General features: G+C 61.3%; 15 protein-coding genes and 1 pseudogene. 14 read left to right on the forward strand and 2 right to left on the reverse strand.

The genetic code is table 11. The features are described from left to right. The first annotated feature begins 11 nt into the window (after positions 1-11). From HMPREF3162_RS08245 to HMPREF3162_RS08295, 11 genes are all read left to right on the forward strand, one after another. Positions 12-2,189, forward strand: a complete 2,178-nt coding sequence (locus HMPREF3162_RS08245; RefSeq protein WP_070574946.1) for a CpaE/TadZ family protein — start codon at positions 12-14, stop codon at positions 2,187-2,189. Beyond that, on the forward strand, positions 2,186-2,590 hold the full coding sequence (locus HMPREF3162_RS08250) for a TadE/TadG family type IV pilus assembly protein (protein ID WP_070574949.1): 405 nt from the start codon (positions 2,186-2,188) through the stop codon (positions 2,588-2,590). Before HMPREF3162_RS08245 ends, HMPREF3162_RS08250 begins: the two co-directional genes overlap by 4 nt. Next, positions 2,590-3,954 (forward strand): TadA family conjugal transfer-associated ATPase, encoded by a 1,365-nt coding sequence (locus tag HMPREF3162_RS08255; protein ID WP_070574952.1) that lies wholly within the window; start codon positions 2,590-2,592, stop codon positions 3,952-3,954. The genes HMPREF3162_RS08250 and HMPREF3162_RS08255 overlap by 1 nt, the downstream gene beginning before the upstream one ends. Continuing rightward, positions 3,951-4,883 (forward strand): type II secretion system F family protein, encoded by a 933-nt coding sequence (locus HMPREF3162_RS08260; RefSeq protein ID WP_070574955.1) that lies wholly within the window; start codon positions 3,951-3,953, stop codon positions 4,881-4,883. The genes HMPREF3162_RS08255 and HMPREF3162_RS08260 overlap by 4 nt, the downstream gene beginning before the upstream one ends. After that, positions 4,880-5,782: a type II secretion system F family protein gene (locus HMPREF3162_RS08265; RefSeq protein WP_070574958.1), complete on the forward strand. Its 903-nt coding sequence runs from the start codon at positions 4,880-4,882 to the stop codon at positions 5,780-5,782. Before HMPREF3162_RS08260 ends, HMPREF3162_RS08265 begins: the two co-directional genes overlap by 4 nt. Next, entirely contained in the window at positions 5,779-6,984 is a 1,206-nt protein-coding gene (locus tag HMPREF3162_RS08270) for a sensor histidine kinase (RefSeq protein WP_070777567.1), read from the forward strand. Before HMPREF3162_RS08265 ends, HMPREF3162_RS08270 begins: the two co-directional genes overlap by 4 nt. Further along, positions 6,953-7,678 (forward strand): LuxR C-terminal-related transcriptional regulator, encoded by a 726-nt coding sequence (locus tag HMPREF3162_RS08275; protein ID WP_070574963.1) that lies wholly within the window; start codon positions 6,953-6,955, stop codon positions 7,676-7,678. The genes HMPREF3162_RS08270 and HMPREF3162_RS08275 overlap by 32 nt, the downstream gene beginning before the upstream one ends. 45 nt (positions 7,679-7,723) lie before the next feature. Further along, positions 7,724-8,482: a hypothetical protein gene (locus HMPREF3162_RS08280; RefSeq protein WP_070777568.1), complete on the forward strand. Its 759-nt coding sequence runs from the start codon at positions 7,724-7,726 to the stop codon at positions 8,480-8,482. Between the two features lie 137 nt (positions 8,483-8,619). After that, positions 8,620-8,838, forward strand: a complete 219-nt coding sequence (locus tag HMPREF3162_RS08285; protein ID WP_070574970.1) for a hypothetical protein — start codon at positions 8,620-8,622, stop codon at positions 8,836-8,838. A gap of 119 nt (positions 8,839-8,957) precedes the next feature. Next, positions 8,958-9,476, forward strand: coding sequence for a ferritin (locus HMPREF3162_RS08290; RefSeq protein ID WP_070574973.1), 519 nt, complete (start codon positions 8,958-8,960; stop codon positions 9,474-9,476). 163 nt (positions 9,477-9,639) lie between these two features. Further along, positions 9,640-11,316, forward strand: a complete 1,677-nt coding sequence (locus HMPREF3162_RS08295) for a long-chain-fatty-acid--CoA ligase (protein WP_070777569.1) — start codon at positions 9,640-9,642, stop codon at positions 11,314-11,316. 135 nt (positions 11,317-11,451) lie between these two features. Here HMPREF3162_RS08295 and HMPREF3162_RS08300 read toward each other — a convergent pair whose 3' ends face one another. Further along, positions 11,452-12,993: an AMP-binding protein gene (locus HMPREF3162_RS08300; RefSeq protein ID WP_256282699.1), complete on the reverse strand. Its 1,542-nt coding sequence runs from the start codon at positions 12,991-12,993 to the stop codon at positions 11,452-11,454. A 133-nt stretch (positions 12,994-13,126) separates the two neighbouring features. Beyond that, a complete protein-coding gene (locus HMPREF3162_RS08305) occupies positions 13,127-13,492 on the reverse strand; it encodes a VOC family protein (protein WP_070574982.1) in 366 nt (121 codons plus the stop codon). 97 nt (positions 13,493-13,589) lie between these two features. Here HMPREF3162_RS08305 and HMPREF3162_RS12040 point away from each other — a divergent pair. From HMPREF3162_RS12040 to HMPREF3162_RS08315, 3 genes and pseudogenes are all read left to right on the forward strand, one after another. Beyond that, positions 13,590-13,751 (forward strand): annotated as a pseudogene (locus tag HMPREF3162_RS12040) (helix-turn-helix domain-containing protein); the annotation flags it as partial. A 264-nt stretch (positions 13,752-14,015) separates the two neighbouring features. After that, entirely contained in the window at positions 14,016-14,555 is a 540-nt protein-coding gene (locus HMPREF3162_RS12045) for a WYL domain-containing protein (protein WP_256278296.1), read from the forward strand. Between the two features lie 123 nt (positions 14,556-14,678). After that, a complete protein-coding gene (locus tag HMPREF3162_RS08315; RefSeq protein WP_070574984.1) occupies positions 14,679-14,906 on the forward strand; it encodes an amphi-Trp domain-containing protein in 228 nt (75 codons plus the stop codon). Positions 14,907-14,909: the final 3 nt, after the last annotated feature.

Below are 14,909 nucleotides of genomic sequence, written 5' to 3' on the forward strand. Positions count from 1 at the left end.
GGAATCACACAATGACCACCGCGCTCATCGTCAGTGCCGATGAACAGCGAGCCTGGCAGATCCGGGAGGCACTCAGCGCCGCCGATGTCGAAATCGGCCAGATCTTTGCGACCTCTCACGCTCTGCTTCATCGTCTGGCCCAACCACGCGAGGGCTCTATTGATCTCCTGGTGATCGACGAGAACTCGACCCCCATGAATCAGTGGGACCTCATTCGCGAACTCGGTGTTCGCCAGCCGACAAGCGCCATTCTGGCTGTCGTAACTGATCCCCAGCCCGAGGACTACACGGCGGCGCTGTCCAACGGCGCTCGCGGTGTGGTGCGGTTCCCGCTGTCCTATGAAGAGATTGCCAGTCTTGTCGAAAGCGCTGTCGGGTGGTCGACGGTTCTGCGCGACGTCGTGTCTACCCATACTGACAGCAGCCTGGATCGCGGGGGCCGGATTCTCGTTACCGCCGGTGCCAAGGGCGGCACTGGGACGACGACTCTGGCACTGCACCTTGCACTGCAGGCGGCCGAGCATCGGCCCAACGACCGAATCGTCTTCGTCGACTTGGACCTGCAGAAGCCCGATGCGTCGATTCTGCTCGACGTTCCCCGCAGCCGACAGCTCATTGACCTCTTGGGGGTCATCGAAGAGCTGACTCCCCGCCATCTTGACGATGTTCTCTTCCGGCACCCAAGCGGTCTGCAGATTCTCTTCGGCCCGGAGCGCGGTGAAGAAGGCGAGCTCGTCACCGAATTCGCGGCTCGTCAGATACTCAGCATGCTCGCGGCTCGAACCGACCTCGTCATCATCGACATCGGGTCCGTCATCGGAGAAGCCGGTGCGACTGCACTCGAAATGGCCGACACCATCCTCAGTGTGTCGACCCTCGACGTGCTCAGCCTGCGCGGTGTTCACCGACAGACAGAGCTCTGGGACAGGCTGAACGTCCAAACGGGCGGGACCGTTCGGATTGTTCTGAACAAGGTGACGAAGAACAGCAGCCTCGGGCCCAGTGCCGCAAAGCGGATTCTGAACTACCCACTGCTCAATGCCGTCGTCCACGACGACACCAGAGGCCTCGAATCAGCTGTCAACCAACGCGATCCCGAACTGACGTCGCCGTCATGGAAACAAGACATCGACGGCATACTTCACGAGCTGGGAATCATCGCCCCGCCGTCCATTCAGGACAAACGCCAGCGCCAGCGCTTCGGCGGCCGTGCGGACAAGAAGAAGGCCAGCCACTCCGACGAAGCTGTTCCAGAACCCGTGCGCAACAGCGGTCAAGCTGCGCAAGCCCAGGCTGACAACAACCAGTTTCCGCCTCGACCGAATCACCCTCCGGAAGTCGGCAGCCAGCCCACCGGCGCTTTCCAGCGTGCGGAAGCCCCGCGGCTGCGTTCACTGCCGAGCACAGACGCGGAGACTTCAGCCCAGCATTCTGCACCAAGAAGAGAAGCAGAAGCCCCGAAGGTGCGTTCACTGCAGGGCAAAGCGACGCTGCATTCAGCATCGGTCAGCAGGGCTTCGGAAGCACCGCTGCTGCGTTCGCTGGCAAGCAGAGACGCAAAAGCACCGACCCTGCACCCAACTGCGAGCAGAGATGCAGAAGCTCCGATTCTGCACTCAGCTCCAAGCAAGCAGGCAGAAACGCCCACTCCGCACACACCGCCGAACCGCGATGCGGAAGCCCCGACCGTCCACACACCACCAAACAGGGACACAGAAGCACCGACCGCGCACACTCCCTCCGACAGCGGCTCACAAGCTGCAGCCCTGCAGGCAATGCTGAACAGCAGCAGTGCTGAACCAGAGCTCAAACGGCCACGGCCGCGCAGCCGCTATCGCAGGGCGGCCAGGTCTGATGCTGAACGCGGAGCGGTCAGCATCGAAGCGCTTGCCATCACGGGTCTTTTCGGCCTGTTCACCGCAATCGCATTCCAGATGGTGCTGGTCGGCCTCACGTTCGTGTTCGCCTCCCACGCAGCCGACGAAGGTGCGCGCGCCGCCGCAGTCGGAGCCAATCCCACCACGGCGGCTGTCAGCGCAACTCCCGACGGCTGGGCTGACGACATGACCGTCAGCACCTCAGGTGGCCGCGTCACCGTCCGCATGGCCACCCCGACCCTCGTGCCCAAATCTGTTGACTTTGCACTGGAAATTCCTGCCAGCGCTGGAATCGTGAAGGAGCCGTCGTGATCGGTCTTCGCGGAATCAAACAGCGGCTGCGCTCTTCGGCCAACGGCGAGCGCGGCGTCGTCAGCATTGAGTTCCTCGGCAGCGCATCCCTGCTGCTGGTGGCCGGGCTCATCGGCATTCAGATCATGCTCGCAATGCATGCACTGTCTCAGGCCAATCACGCAGCCCGCAACGGCGCTCGGGCCGAAGCGATCGCAGTAGGCACCGGAACGCCGGCCGCCTACGCCGCAGTCAGCGAATCCCTTCGGAGCGGAACCCGCGCGACCTGCGGCGGCTATAAGGAAATCAACTGCACAGTGCAGATCGACATGCCGTACCTCGGAATGTCGTGGGTGTCCGATGTGGTTCCCCCGATGACGGTCACCCGGACTGCACACTTCGTACGGACGGAGCCCCTCTGATGTCGCTTCTCAACCGTGTGCGCAACAAACACAGCGGTGAACTCGAATTCGCCAACTCCGGTCAGCTCAGCGCAGAACAGCAGGCCATCCGCTCATACCGGCAGATGCTGCTGGAAGAAGTCGACCTCGACGAACTGAGCAAATACGACGCCACACAGCGTCGTATCCGACTCGAGCGTGTACTCAGCCACCTCATCTCGCAGTCCGGCCCGGTTATGTCGGCCTCCGCCCGGCAGTCACTCATCCGCCGCGTCGTCGACGAAGCGCTTGGCCTGGGCGTTCTGGAACCTCTTCTGGCTGACCCTTCCGTCACCGAAATCATGGTCAACGGACCTAACGACGTCTACGTTGAACGGCGAGGCCGCATTCAGAAGCTCGACATGGGCTTTTCGAACGACGCGCAGCTCATGCAGACCATCGACAGGATCGTCGCAGCCGTCAACCGCCGCGTTGACGAGTCCTCCCCCATGGTCGACGCACGCCTGCCGACCGGTGAGCGAGTCAACGTCATCGTGCCGCCGCTGGCACTTGACGGGCCCACTATGACGATTCGCCGCTTCCCCACCCCGTTCACCCTTGATGATCTCATTCGCAAGGGATCGCTCGACCCGGTCGCCCGCGACTTTCTCACAGCCTGCGTGCGCGCACGCTTCAACATTGTGGTCTCCGGCGGTACGGGTACGGGCAAGACGACAATGCTCAACGCGCTCTCGGGTCTGATCTCCGATGCTGACCGCATCGTCACGATTGAAGACTCGGCGGAGCTTCAGCTCCAGCAGCCCCACGTGGTTCGGCTGGAGTCGCGCCCGGCCAACATCGAAGGAAAGGGTCAGGTCACCATCCGCGACCTGGTCCGCAACAGCCTCCGTATGCGCCCAGACCGCATCATCGTCGGTGAGGTTCGCGGCGGTGAGACCCTCGACATGCTGCAGGCAATGAACACCGGTCACGACGGCTCGCTGGTGACCGTCCACGCCAATAACGCCGCTGATGCGGTATCGCGTTTGGAAACGCTGGCTTCTATGAGCGAACTGTCGATTCCCTACGCGGCTCTGCGCGACCAGATCAACTCCGCTGTCGACCTCATCGTCCAGCTCAACCGCGGTGTTGACGGTTCGCGCCGCATTTCAGAGATCGCCGCGGTGACATCGCAAAGCCGTGAGGAATTCACACTGGCTCCGATCATGGACTTCGTAGCAGACCCCATCACGGAACAGCGGACTGTGACGGGACGCTTTGTCTTCCACCCGCTGCCCGAAGCCATTTCCCACCGCATGTGGCTTGCCGGCGAATCGCTTCCCGTCGAAATCTTGGAGGCTCGCGGAACAGCACGTCCCAGCAGAACGCCGGGGGCACGGCCATGAGCGCAGCAGTTCTTGTGCTCATCGCCGGGGTGGTCATCGTTCTCGGCGCGATCGGCCTCGCTGCCTTTGCGATGGGCACCCTGGACCAACAGGCGATCATCCAACGCGAACGCTCCCTCATCCGCCACGCCGGATTCCGTGCTGCCGTCTTCAATCCACTCGATCGCCTGCTGCTGCGAGCAGCGCCCGTGCGCAAGCTTCAGCAGCTCATGAAAGAAGCCGATGTGCGGCGCATTCGCGTCAGCGAATTCATCCTTGGAATGACGGTCATATCGCTCCTTGTGGCCTACGTGCTTGACAAGATCATGGCCGTGCACTGGGCTCTTCTTCTGGGTGCCGGAGTCTTCGCCTGCTCGATCTACGTGCTGACGATTCTCCATCGCCGGCAATACGAAAAGATCGTCGCGCAGCTGCCCGAGTTCGCTCGAATTCTGGCGTCGACAACCGGCGCCGGGCTATCGATTCACACGGCCCTCCACATTGCCGGCAGCGAACTGCCCGACCCCGCCGGGCGTGAAATCCGCATCCTGTCACGCGAACTCGACATGGGCACACCGCTGGACGTCGCCTTCGAACGGCTGCGTGATCGGGTTCCAGGCCGTGACCTGGGCGTACTCGTATCCACCCTGGTCATTTCCCACCGTTCGGGCGGTTCACTCATCAGCGCTCTGCGCGACCTGTCGTTCACATTGGAGACGCGCAAGGAAACCAGCCGCGAGGTCCGCACAATCGTCGCCGAATCGAGCTACACCGGCTACATGGTCGCCGGCATGGGCATCACGCTGCTCGCGCTGCTCACCATGTTCAACAACCGGGTGCTCCACGACATGACAAGCTCCATTGTCGGACAGATCGTCCTTGTTGCCGTCTGCGGCGCCTATGTTCTTGGAATCGTTCTGATCAACCGCCTGACGAGGGTCAAACTGTGATTGCGCTCGTCTTCGGGCTCTGTGCCCTTCTCGTCTTCCTCGTCGCCTACCGCGGTCTGAGCATGATGCGCTCTGACCCTCTGGACTCACTGTCAGAACAGGATCGCGCCCTTGTTCGCGGGCCGATTCAACAGCAGAAAGCCGACAACGGCCCCATCAGCCGCCTGGCCGTTGCCATCAGCGGCGAATTCGAGAAGATTCTGGGGTCCGGTTACCGAAACTTCATGACCCGCAAGATCGTGGAGTCCGGCAAGGACGACTACGCGAGCTTCTCCCAGTTCATAACGACCAAGACCCGCCTGCTGCTGCTGGGTACGGCACCTGCTCTTCTTGTCGGAGGGTACTTCGGCTACTGGCTGTTGGCGCTGGGAATTCTGCTCGCACTGTTCTTCATCCCGGACATTGCCCTGTGGTCGAAAGCTGCCGAGCGCCAGGAGAAGATTGAAGACGATCTTCCCGACTTTCTCGATGTTCTGGCTGTGACGGTGTCCGCTGGGCTGTCATTCCGCGGAGCGCTCGAACGTGTTATCGAAAGGTCTGAGGGTCCGCTTGCTGAGGAAATGCAGCTGGTTCTTCGCCAAATGGACGTGGGTCAGTCCCGCGCCGAGGCTTTCGCGGATCTGCGTGCGCGCACGTCGTCGAACTCCCTTGATTCTTTTGTCGTCGCTCTCATGCAGTCAGAAGAACTCGGATCACCTCTGACAGAGGCCCTCAATCAGATCGCGCTCGACATGCGCCAGGTGACAGCTCAGCGCGCACGTCAGAAGGCGTCGAAGGCCAATCCGAAGATCTCTGCTGTTGTATCGCTCATTATGGTGCCGGCCACAATGCTGCTCATCGGCGTAGCCATGTTCTACTCGGTTGACTTCGCCGACATCTTCGGAAAGCTGCGACAATGAAGCCTTCGTGGTCACGCTCCGAATGGCAGGCTGGACAGGTTCTCATCCAGGCGGCCAAACTGGTGCTGTTCATGCGCCTGCTGGCCAACCTGCCGATGGTCCTCACCTGGCGTGACGAACCTCCCACACCATTCGCGGTTGTCTTTGCCGCACTGACGACGGCAACCACCCTCACGCTCATCCTCACCTGGTCAGTCGTTGTGCCGTTCATTGTCAAGCACCCCGCAACCGTTCTGCTCGACGTCACCTTGTCTACGGTCCTCGCCGCAGTATCGAACTCTTCGATCGTCTACACCGCCTATCTGGCGTGCGGCGCGTTCCTCGTGGGAATGCTCTTCGAAGCGTCGTACCGCCACCTCATCACGATTCTCATCATCGTGGTGTACGCAACGGTCATCATCCTCAACCCCGACGGCGCACACTCACCTCCGCTGATAGTCTCGGTACCCGTCTGGGCGACCATCATTACGCTGCTGGTCTGCGTCCACATGGGCGCGACACTGCGCACGCTTCAGTGGCGGATCGACGCTGCACTCGAACAGTCAGCGCAGAGCGCCCACGACGCAGCACTGGGAGAAGAGCGTTCGCGCCTGGCGCGCGAACTCCACGATTCTCTGACGAAGACTCTGGTGGGCATCGGTCTGCAGGCAACTGCACTGCGAATGAAGCACCCAGAATGCGCCGAGACCGCCAAAACCATTTCACACGCTGCCAATGAAGCAGTCAAAGAGTCCCGAAAAATCCTCACCGACCTGCGGGACGGGGCACAGACCCCGGCACAAGAATCGCTTCAGCAGGCACTGGAGGAACTCGGCACTCTCTACGACATAACAGTCAACACAGAACTCGAACTTCGCCACCTGCGCTCATCCGACCCCGCGGCCTACGTGGTCCGCAAAATCGTCGAAGAGGCCGTCATCAACGCCGCTAAGCACAGTGGGGCGGACCAGGTCGACGTCGTCATCCGATCGCTGCCCGGAGGCATCACAGCGATCGTCAGCGACAGGGGAACCGGCATGCGCCGCGGAACCTTCGACAGCAGCGTCGGGCACTACGGCCTGACCGGTATGCGCGAGCGCGCAGCGTCCATCGGCGGCCGAGTCGACATCGACTCCAAACCCGGGACCGGAACGACCATCAGCATCAATGCACCGCTGAAAGGACAGGAACATGACACAAAAGCTTCGCATTCTCATAGCTGACGATAATTCTGTTGTGCGGGTGGGCCTTGAGCACATCATCACAGCTCTTGAGGATTTCGAACTCGTCGCCGTTGCCGCCGACGGGGCCGAAGCCATTGAGAAGGGACGCGAAACCCAGCCGGACATCTGCCTGCTCGACGTTCGCATGCCCGGCACCGACGGAATCGCGGCGGCGGCTGAGCTGTCAGAGTTCAGCACCGTCGTCATGCTGTCGCACAGCGAAGAAACCGAAATCATCAAAGCCGCTCTCCAAGCGGGTGCGCGCGGGTACGTGGTCTATACGGAGTTCGACCCTGACAGCTTTGCCCACAGCCTCCGGTCCGTCGCCGCGGGTTCGTTCCTCATTTCCGAAACGGCAGCCGGAGCGTTTTTTCCACCCGGGGGTGCAGAGGCAGCGGCGTTGGCCGCCGGCGACGACAAAGCTGGCGACAAAGCAGCCGCGGAAGCGGCAGCTCGACAGGCTGCCAGGACTCCGGCCGCCGGCGGATCCGCACCGTTCAACCTCTCGCAGAGAGAGCGCGAAGTCATGGAGCTCATTGCCGACGGCCTGACAAACCGCGTTATAGCCGAAACCCTGTTCCTGAGTGAAAAGACCGTCAAAAACCACGTCAACCACATCTTCGCTAAGCTCAGCGTTTCAAGCCGTGCGGAAGCCGTCAGCGTGTGGCTGCGCACAGTGGCGATCCCCAACTGACCAGTGCCGGGCGGAAGAAACAGGCGACCGAGAAAGGAAGCTCCGATGAGCGTTCAATCAGACACGGCTGATGTTCCCGTGGCCGCGCACCGTCTGCAGCCTGGTAGTCAGCGTGCCGGTGGAGAATCCGGCCAGGTTTCGATTTCCGTTCTCCTCACGTCCCTGGCGGTCATCGGCGCGGCACTGGCCTTTATGGTCTTCGCAGAGGCGGTCGATGTGCGTTCAAGCACGCAGAAGAGTGCTGACGCTGCCGCTACGGCGGCGGCAGAAGATGCTCGTGAAAAGTGGATCGAGGCGTGGCTGCGCGCACAGAACAGCCCGAAGGGCAGCGACAGGCCCAGCCACGGCGGCGGCATCCTCCCTGAGACCGGAGGGACCGACAAAAAGGAGTCCTCCCTCAAATTCACCTACAAGCCGCCGGAGCCCTTCTGGGCTGCGGCCGCAGCTAGCGCATATCCAACCGCCATCAGCTATGCGCGGAAGAACGACGGGGGCACCGTGACGTCGTACATGCCCGGTGGCGGCAATCGCATCAGCGTCGACGTCTACCGGGCAAAGCAGAGCGAAAGCCCGCAGGGCAAGAAGTTCGTACCGACGATCGGCGGAAAGTCATCTGCGACAGCCCAGGTCGTAGCCCCCAGGGGCCTGGCGTGTGCACCTTTGCCGAATGGCACAGTACAAGCCTGGACTCTGCAGTGTGTCAGCGCCAAGGGCACAGCAACGGCACAGTATGCTGAGGGTGTTCTTGTGACCTGGGACAAACGCGCGTTCAAAAAGATGTACACCATCCGCCTGGACCGCTGACTGCTCCTGCCGCACATGGGCCCAAAGGAAAACCGAAGCCAGTGGGCACAACTAACGGTCCCAGGGCCCTGGGAATATTCACAGAAATCCGAGATAGTAGAAAACGTACACACAGTGGAAACCCGGAAGGTAACCCAATGACTACTCTTCTCAAGATGAGCAACAGCATCCAGGACCGCGTCGAAGCACTCCAGGCCCGCGCAGGGGAAAAGGGCGCCGTCTCCATTGAATACCTGGCAATCGCACTTGTCGTCGTTGTCGTTCTCACCATCGCCATCGCTGCGGCAAACGGCGCCAGCGGTACGCTGGGCGACAAGTTCAAGGAAGCTGTCGAGAACATCTTCTCGGCCGGGTGATCTGACCCACTTGGCTCTTCGGGGCTCGGAAGCGCACGCTTCCGAGCCCCATTTGCTTTTCCACATGCTTTTCCTCCCGCTCTCTTCCAACTCACAGCTGGAACTTCTACAATGGGGTCATGACTCTCACACCAGAGCTCGAAGCAAAGTTCAACGAACAGATCACCCTCGAATTCGAAGCCAACATGGTCTACCGCCAGCTGGCAATTGAAGCTGACAAGCAGGACCTTTCGGGTTTCGCCACCTGGCTGCGAGCGCAGGCTGACGAAGAAATCGAGCACGCCAATAAGTTCATCAACCACCTGCTGGCCCGCGGTGGTGCGCCTGTGATCGGCTCCCTGTCAGCACCGAACGTGGCTGCTGACCCGTCGGCGCTGACCATCTTCAAGGCTGCGCTCGACCACGAAAAGAAGGTTTCAGAAGCTATCCGTGAGCTCTACCGCGCGGCTGAAGCAGCAGGCGACATCGACGCTCGCCCGATTCTCAACTGGTTCGTCGACGAACAGCTGGAAGAAGAAGACACCGTCGGTGAAATCGTCGGCCAGCTCGAACTGATCGACGGCGACGGCTCCGGTCTGCTTCGCTTGGACGGCGAACTGGGCTCACGCACCAGCACGGGCACCGAAGACGACGACTGAACCGAGTCCCTCCTGAGGTTCGGCCCTCAAACCAGACTGAAATGTCACAGGCCGACCGCTGCACCGGCAGCCGGTCGGCCTGTGACATTTTCACCCCCTGATGGACGCGCGGCGTGGTTGTGTTGGGTCAAGATACAGAACACACCGAACCAAAGGAGACCATGTGCAACCCTGGATCACTCAGCTGACCCCGCTGTCGTTCCTCGAACGCTCTGCCGAAGTGTTCCCGGACAGTCCGGCCATTGACTACAAGGACACAGTCTGGACTTTTGCCGAGCTCAAAGAAGCCGCGGAGGCGCGCGCACGCATGTTCCTTGACCTGGGAATCCAGCCGGGTGACCGCGTGGCCTACATGCTTCCGAACGTGCCGGAGATGCTGGCCGCCCACTATGCCGTGCCGCTCATCGACGGTGTGCTCGTAGCCATCAACACCCGCCTGGCGCAGGAGGAAGTCCGCTACATCCTCGATCACTCCGGGGCAAAGGCACTCATCATCGACGCCGAGTTCCTGCCGACCATCGCAGACATCGCAGATGAACTGGCGAGTGTCACCACCATCGGCGTTGTGACAGACCCGCACGCTGACAGCCCGGGAAGCGGTCCGGCAGACAACCCGGCCGGCACCTCGGCCCCACAGGTCGGCACACCGTTCGAAGACCTGCTGGCTGCCAGCAGTTCCAACACAGCGACAGCCGACACCGCCTTGGACTGGAGTGTCGATGACGAGAACCGGCACATCTGCCTCAACTACACCTCCGGCACCACGGGCAAGCCCAAGGGTGTTCTCTACACGCACCGCGGCAGCTACCTCAACGCCGTCAACCAGGTGACCCACTTGGGACTGAATCACGACAGCCGCTACCTGTGGACGCTGCCGATGTTCCACTGCAACGGCTGGACGAACCCGTGGGCTCTTGTTGCCGCCGGCAGCCTCCAGGTGGGTCTGCGGGCTGTGCGCAGCGACGAGGTGTGGCGACTGATCCAACACCACCGTCTCACCCACCTGTGCGCAGCACCCACTGTCATCCGCACCATCACCCACGCCCCTGAGGCGCATCAGCTGGCGCACCCGCTGACGATCACCTCGGCGGCGGCACCGCTGAGCCCCACCACGCTGTCGGAAGTCGAGGAACTCGGATTCACCGTTCTGCACGTGTACGGACTGACTGAAACCTACGGGCCGTACACGGTGTGCGAACCGCAGACCGAATGGGCGCAGCTGCCCACCCCGCACCGCGCCCGATTCCAGGCTCGGCAGGGTGTCGCCCAAGTGCTCTCCGACCCCATTCGCGTGGTCGAGGCCTCCCCTGACGCTGACGGTCACCTGATCGATGTTCCGCGCGACGGAGTGACGGTCGGTGAGATCGTCATGCGCGGCAACACCGTCATGGCCGGCTACTACCGCGACGAAGCAGCAACAGCGAAGGCCTTTGCCGGCGGGTGGTTCCACTCCGGTGACCTCGCTGTGTGGCACGAGGACGGCTATGTCGAAATCCGCGACCGCGCCAAGGGCGTCGTCATTTCCGGCGGGGAGAACATTTCGACCATCGAAGTTGAACACGCTGTGGGCTCTCACCCTGCGGTGAGCGAGGTCGCAGTCATCGGCATTCCCGACAAGGACTGGGGTGAGCGCCCCGCCGCGTTCGTCGTTCTGCGCCCTGGGACTAAGGCGCAGCCGCAGGAGATCATCGAGCACGTGCGCACACACATTGCCCGATACAAAGTGCCGAAAGTCATCGAAATCGTCGACGAACTGCCCAAAACCTCCACCGGCAAAATCCAGAAGTTCCAGCTGCGCGACGCCGCCTGGCAGGGGCATACCAGCAGCGTCCAGGGCTGAACAGCGGACATCCCCCCCCCCCCGAGGTGCCTGTCCCCCGAAAAACCGGCGGCACCTCGGAAGGGGGTCATCTGAACAGCTGTGCCCGGGTGGGGAGCCCTTTCCCACCCGGGCACAGCTAGCTATGCGGCTAGCTCAGCCTTCGTATTCTTTGAGTTTGTAGCGCTGTGTTTTGCCCGACGGGGTTTTCGGCAGTTCGTCCACAAAGTGGAAGCGGCGCGGATAGGCGTGGGCGGAGTAGCCTTCGCGGACTGCCTGCTGGAGTTCTTTTGCCAGTTCGTCGCTGCCGGTCCAGCCTGGGCGCAGAACGATGAACGCTTCGGCGATCTCGCCGCGCACGCCCTCGGGGTCGGGGCGGCCGACAACAGCGACATCCGCAACGGAGTCGTGTTCGACGAGCACTGATTCAACATCGAACGGGCTGATGCGGTAACCGGCCATGAGGATGAGGTCGTCATCGCGGCTGGCGAAGAACACATCGCCGTCTTCGTCAATGCGGCCGAGGTCGCCGGTCAGGTACCAGCGGCCGTCATCGGAGTAGCGCACCGCGGTGCGTTCGGGTTCGTTGTGGTAGCCCATGAACCAGAAGTTCGGGCTGTTGTGGGTGTCGATAGCGATGACGCCTTCGACAACATCGGCTGAAATGCCGGGCATGGGTCGGCCCATGGAGCCCTTTTTGACCGGCTGGCGGTAGCCGTCGGCCCAGTGGCTGCAGATGACCATGCCCAGTTCGGTCTGGCCGTACTGGTCGCGGACTTCACAGCCCAGAGCGTCCGGCGACCACGCGAGGATGTCGGCCGTCAGCGGCTCACCGGCTGACGACGCCCTGCGGAGATTGGCCTTCTGATCGGTATCTGCTTTGGCCAGGGTGCGGTAGAGCGTCGGAGCGCCGGCGAAGTTCGTCACGCCCAGTTCGGTGAGGACGCGCAGGGTGTCCTCGGGGCCTGCTTTGCCGGTGTAGAGGATGTTGGGCACCCCGATAGCGAGAGGCCCGACAACGCCGTAGTACAGGCCGTACGCCCAACCGGGGTCCGCGGCGTTCCAGAAGACGTCGTCATCGCGGACGTCGAGGCTGATCTTCATGTACGTCTTAAAGGCCGCGAGCGCTCGCACGGGGACCGGCACGCCCTTGGGGGCACCCGTAGTGCCCGAGGTGTACAGCTGCAGGAACGGGTGGTCCGGTGCGGCAAGGTAGTTTTCCGTGACAGGTTCAGCGGTTTCAAGCGCTCGCTGGTATTCGTCGCCTGCCATGAACACCGGCAGGCCCAGCGGTTCGACTTTGAACAGCTGTGAGTCTTCCGTGACGACGAGCTTGGCATCGGATGCCTTCATCCGCATTTCCACCGCCGGGGTTGCAAAGGCGGTGAACAGCGGAATGTAGACCGCGCCCAGGCGGACGAGGGCCACGAGGGTCACCACGAGCTCTTCGCGCTTGGTCAGCAGAACACCCACGCGGTCGCCCTCACCGATGCCCATGGACTTGAAGTGGCCGGCGAGCTTACGGCTGCGCTCCCCCAGCTGCCCATACGTCAGCTTCTCAATGTTGAGGTCATGGTCAACGAAGGTGAAAGCGACGGCATCCTTCGGGTGGCTGTCGCACAGCTTCGCGGCGACATCGACTTCACCGGCCTGCACTTCTGCCAACCACGCGTCGACCGTTTTCTGATCAATTGTCACGGTGACTCCAATCTCTGTGTGTGAGTCAGATCATCGTATCGAGCAGGAACGGCAGACCATGCCGCGGTCTGATCTGTAAGACGCCGCCGCAGCAGGATACGTTCATGCTGGCAGCAGGAAGGCTCAGTGGAAATCAATCAACCGGGGATACCCGGATAAGAGTGCCATCGGGATCGGCGACGACAAATGTTCGGCCAAATACGTCGTCATATGGTTCCTCCACAACCTGGGCTCCTTTTGCGACCCAGTTCATAAACATTTCGTCTATTGCGGCAGGCGTTCCCGGCACCATAAGTCCGACCTCAGACGTTCGAGGTGTGCTCGGATTCGCCAGCTCGCTTCGCCCAGACCACAGCGCAAACAAGACCCCGGGAGCAACTTCAAAAGCAACATAACGGGGACTGGTGAATGTCGGTTCTATCTCAAACAGTCTGCTGTAGAAGGCCGTGGCATCTACAGTGTCGCGAACGTAGATCAGGAACAGGTTGGGTGCGGGCATAGAACACAGTCCTCACATTGTCGGTTTTTGCCTACTGCTTCATTTGACCAACTAATCACGACACAACCTGTCATCTATTCTGCGAAAATCGGTCGGTATGAAAGCTTCCAGGTTGTTGCACCTTCTCCTGCTGCTGCAGACACGTCACCGCGTCACCACTGCCGAACTCGCGGATCGTTTGGAGGTATCAAGGCGGACCGTACTGCGAGACGTCGAAGCGCTGTCGGCAGCAGGCGTACCTGTGTACGCTGAGCGCGGGAGGAACGGCGGGATCGTATTGCTTTCCAATGCACGACTCAACGCATCTCATCTTGAGCCCCGTGAACTGGAGGCCCTCTCGGTCGCAGGTTTGGACAACGAACATCTAGAGAGTCTGAGGTTGTCGGCAGTGCATGCTTCAGCCGCACTCAAGATTGCTGCCCGTCAAAGCGCAGCACCCGGGCTTTCGAGCCATCCCCTCCTGTCGGAACTGGTCCTCGTGGACAGCAGCGCTTGGCTTGCTGATTCGAATATGAAGTTGAACGTGGCTGATCTGATATCAGCGCTGCGACTCAAGCACCGAATGCGCATCGAATACCGTCGCAGCTCCGAAGAACAGGCGTCGTCGCTGGTGGTCGACCCGTACGGGATCGTTGCCAAGTCGGGCCGCTGGTACCTCATCGCCGATGAGCAGGGAACCGCTCGACTATTTTCTCTGGAACGGCTCTCGGCATTCGAGGCTCTTGATACGCCGGTGGTTCTCCGCCCAGATGAAACCCTCCGCAGCGTGTGGGCAACACTGAAAGAACGCACTGAGTCGCCAGGTCGGCTAAGCGTAATCGCCAATCTCAGAAAAAGCCGACTGGACCTGGCGCGACGCGTCCTCGGCTCCCGAATCCGGGAAGTCTCATGCGCAGAAAGCGAATGGTGCACAGTTGTCATCCGCTACCCCGACATCGAGTCTGTGCGTCAGCTCCTGCAGTTCGGCAATCACATCGAAGTACTCGCTCCTGCGGCAGCCCGGGAACGCATCTGTCAGCTCGCCCACGATTTGGTCGAACGGCACTCAACTCCCACCCGGTGACTGGCACGCACCCGCCCCCCACCGTTTACCGTCCCCGCACGTCGACGCGGCGACCAGCCCTCGCCTGGATGGCCCCAGAACCTCCCTCATCCGGTGTTCATGTTCCGGTGTTTGAATGAACTCATGAGCAAACTCTTTGAACACGAAACCGAAGAAACCATGACACGTGAGCAAGTCGCGGAGCGCCTGCGTGAACTTGCCGACGCGCTCGCCCGCCAGAACAAAGTCCGCGTCACCGACGGCGAACACGATGTCACCGTAGACGTGCCCGACACCGTCACCTACGAATACGAAATCGAAGTCAAAGAGGGAGGCAAATCAGAAATCGAAATCTCCATCACCTGGAAGTGAGAA

The organism is Brevibacterium sp. HMSC07C04, from assembly GCF_001815905.1.
Taxonomy (GTDB): domain Bacteria; phylum Actinomycetota; class Actinomycetes; order Actinomycetales; family Brevibacteriaceae; genus Brevibacterium.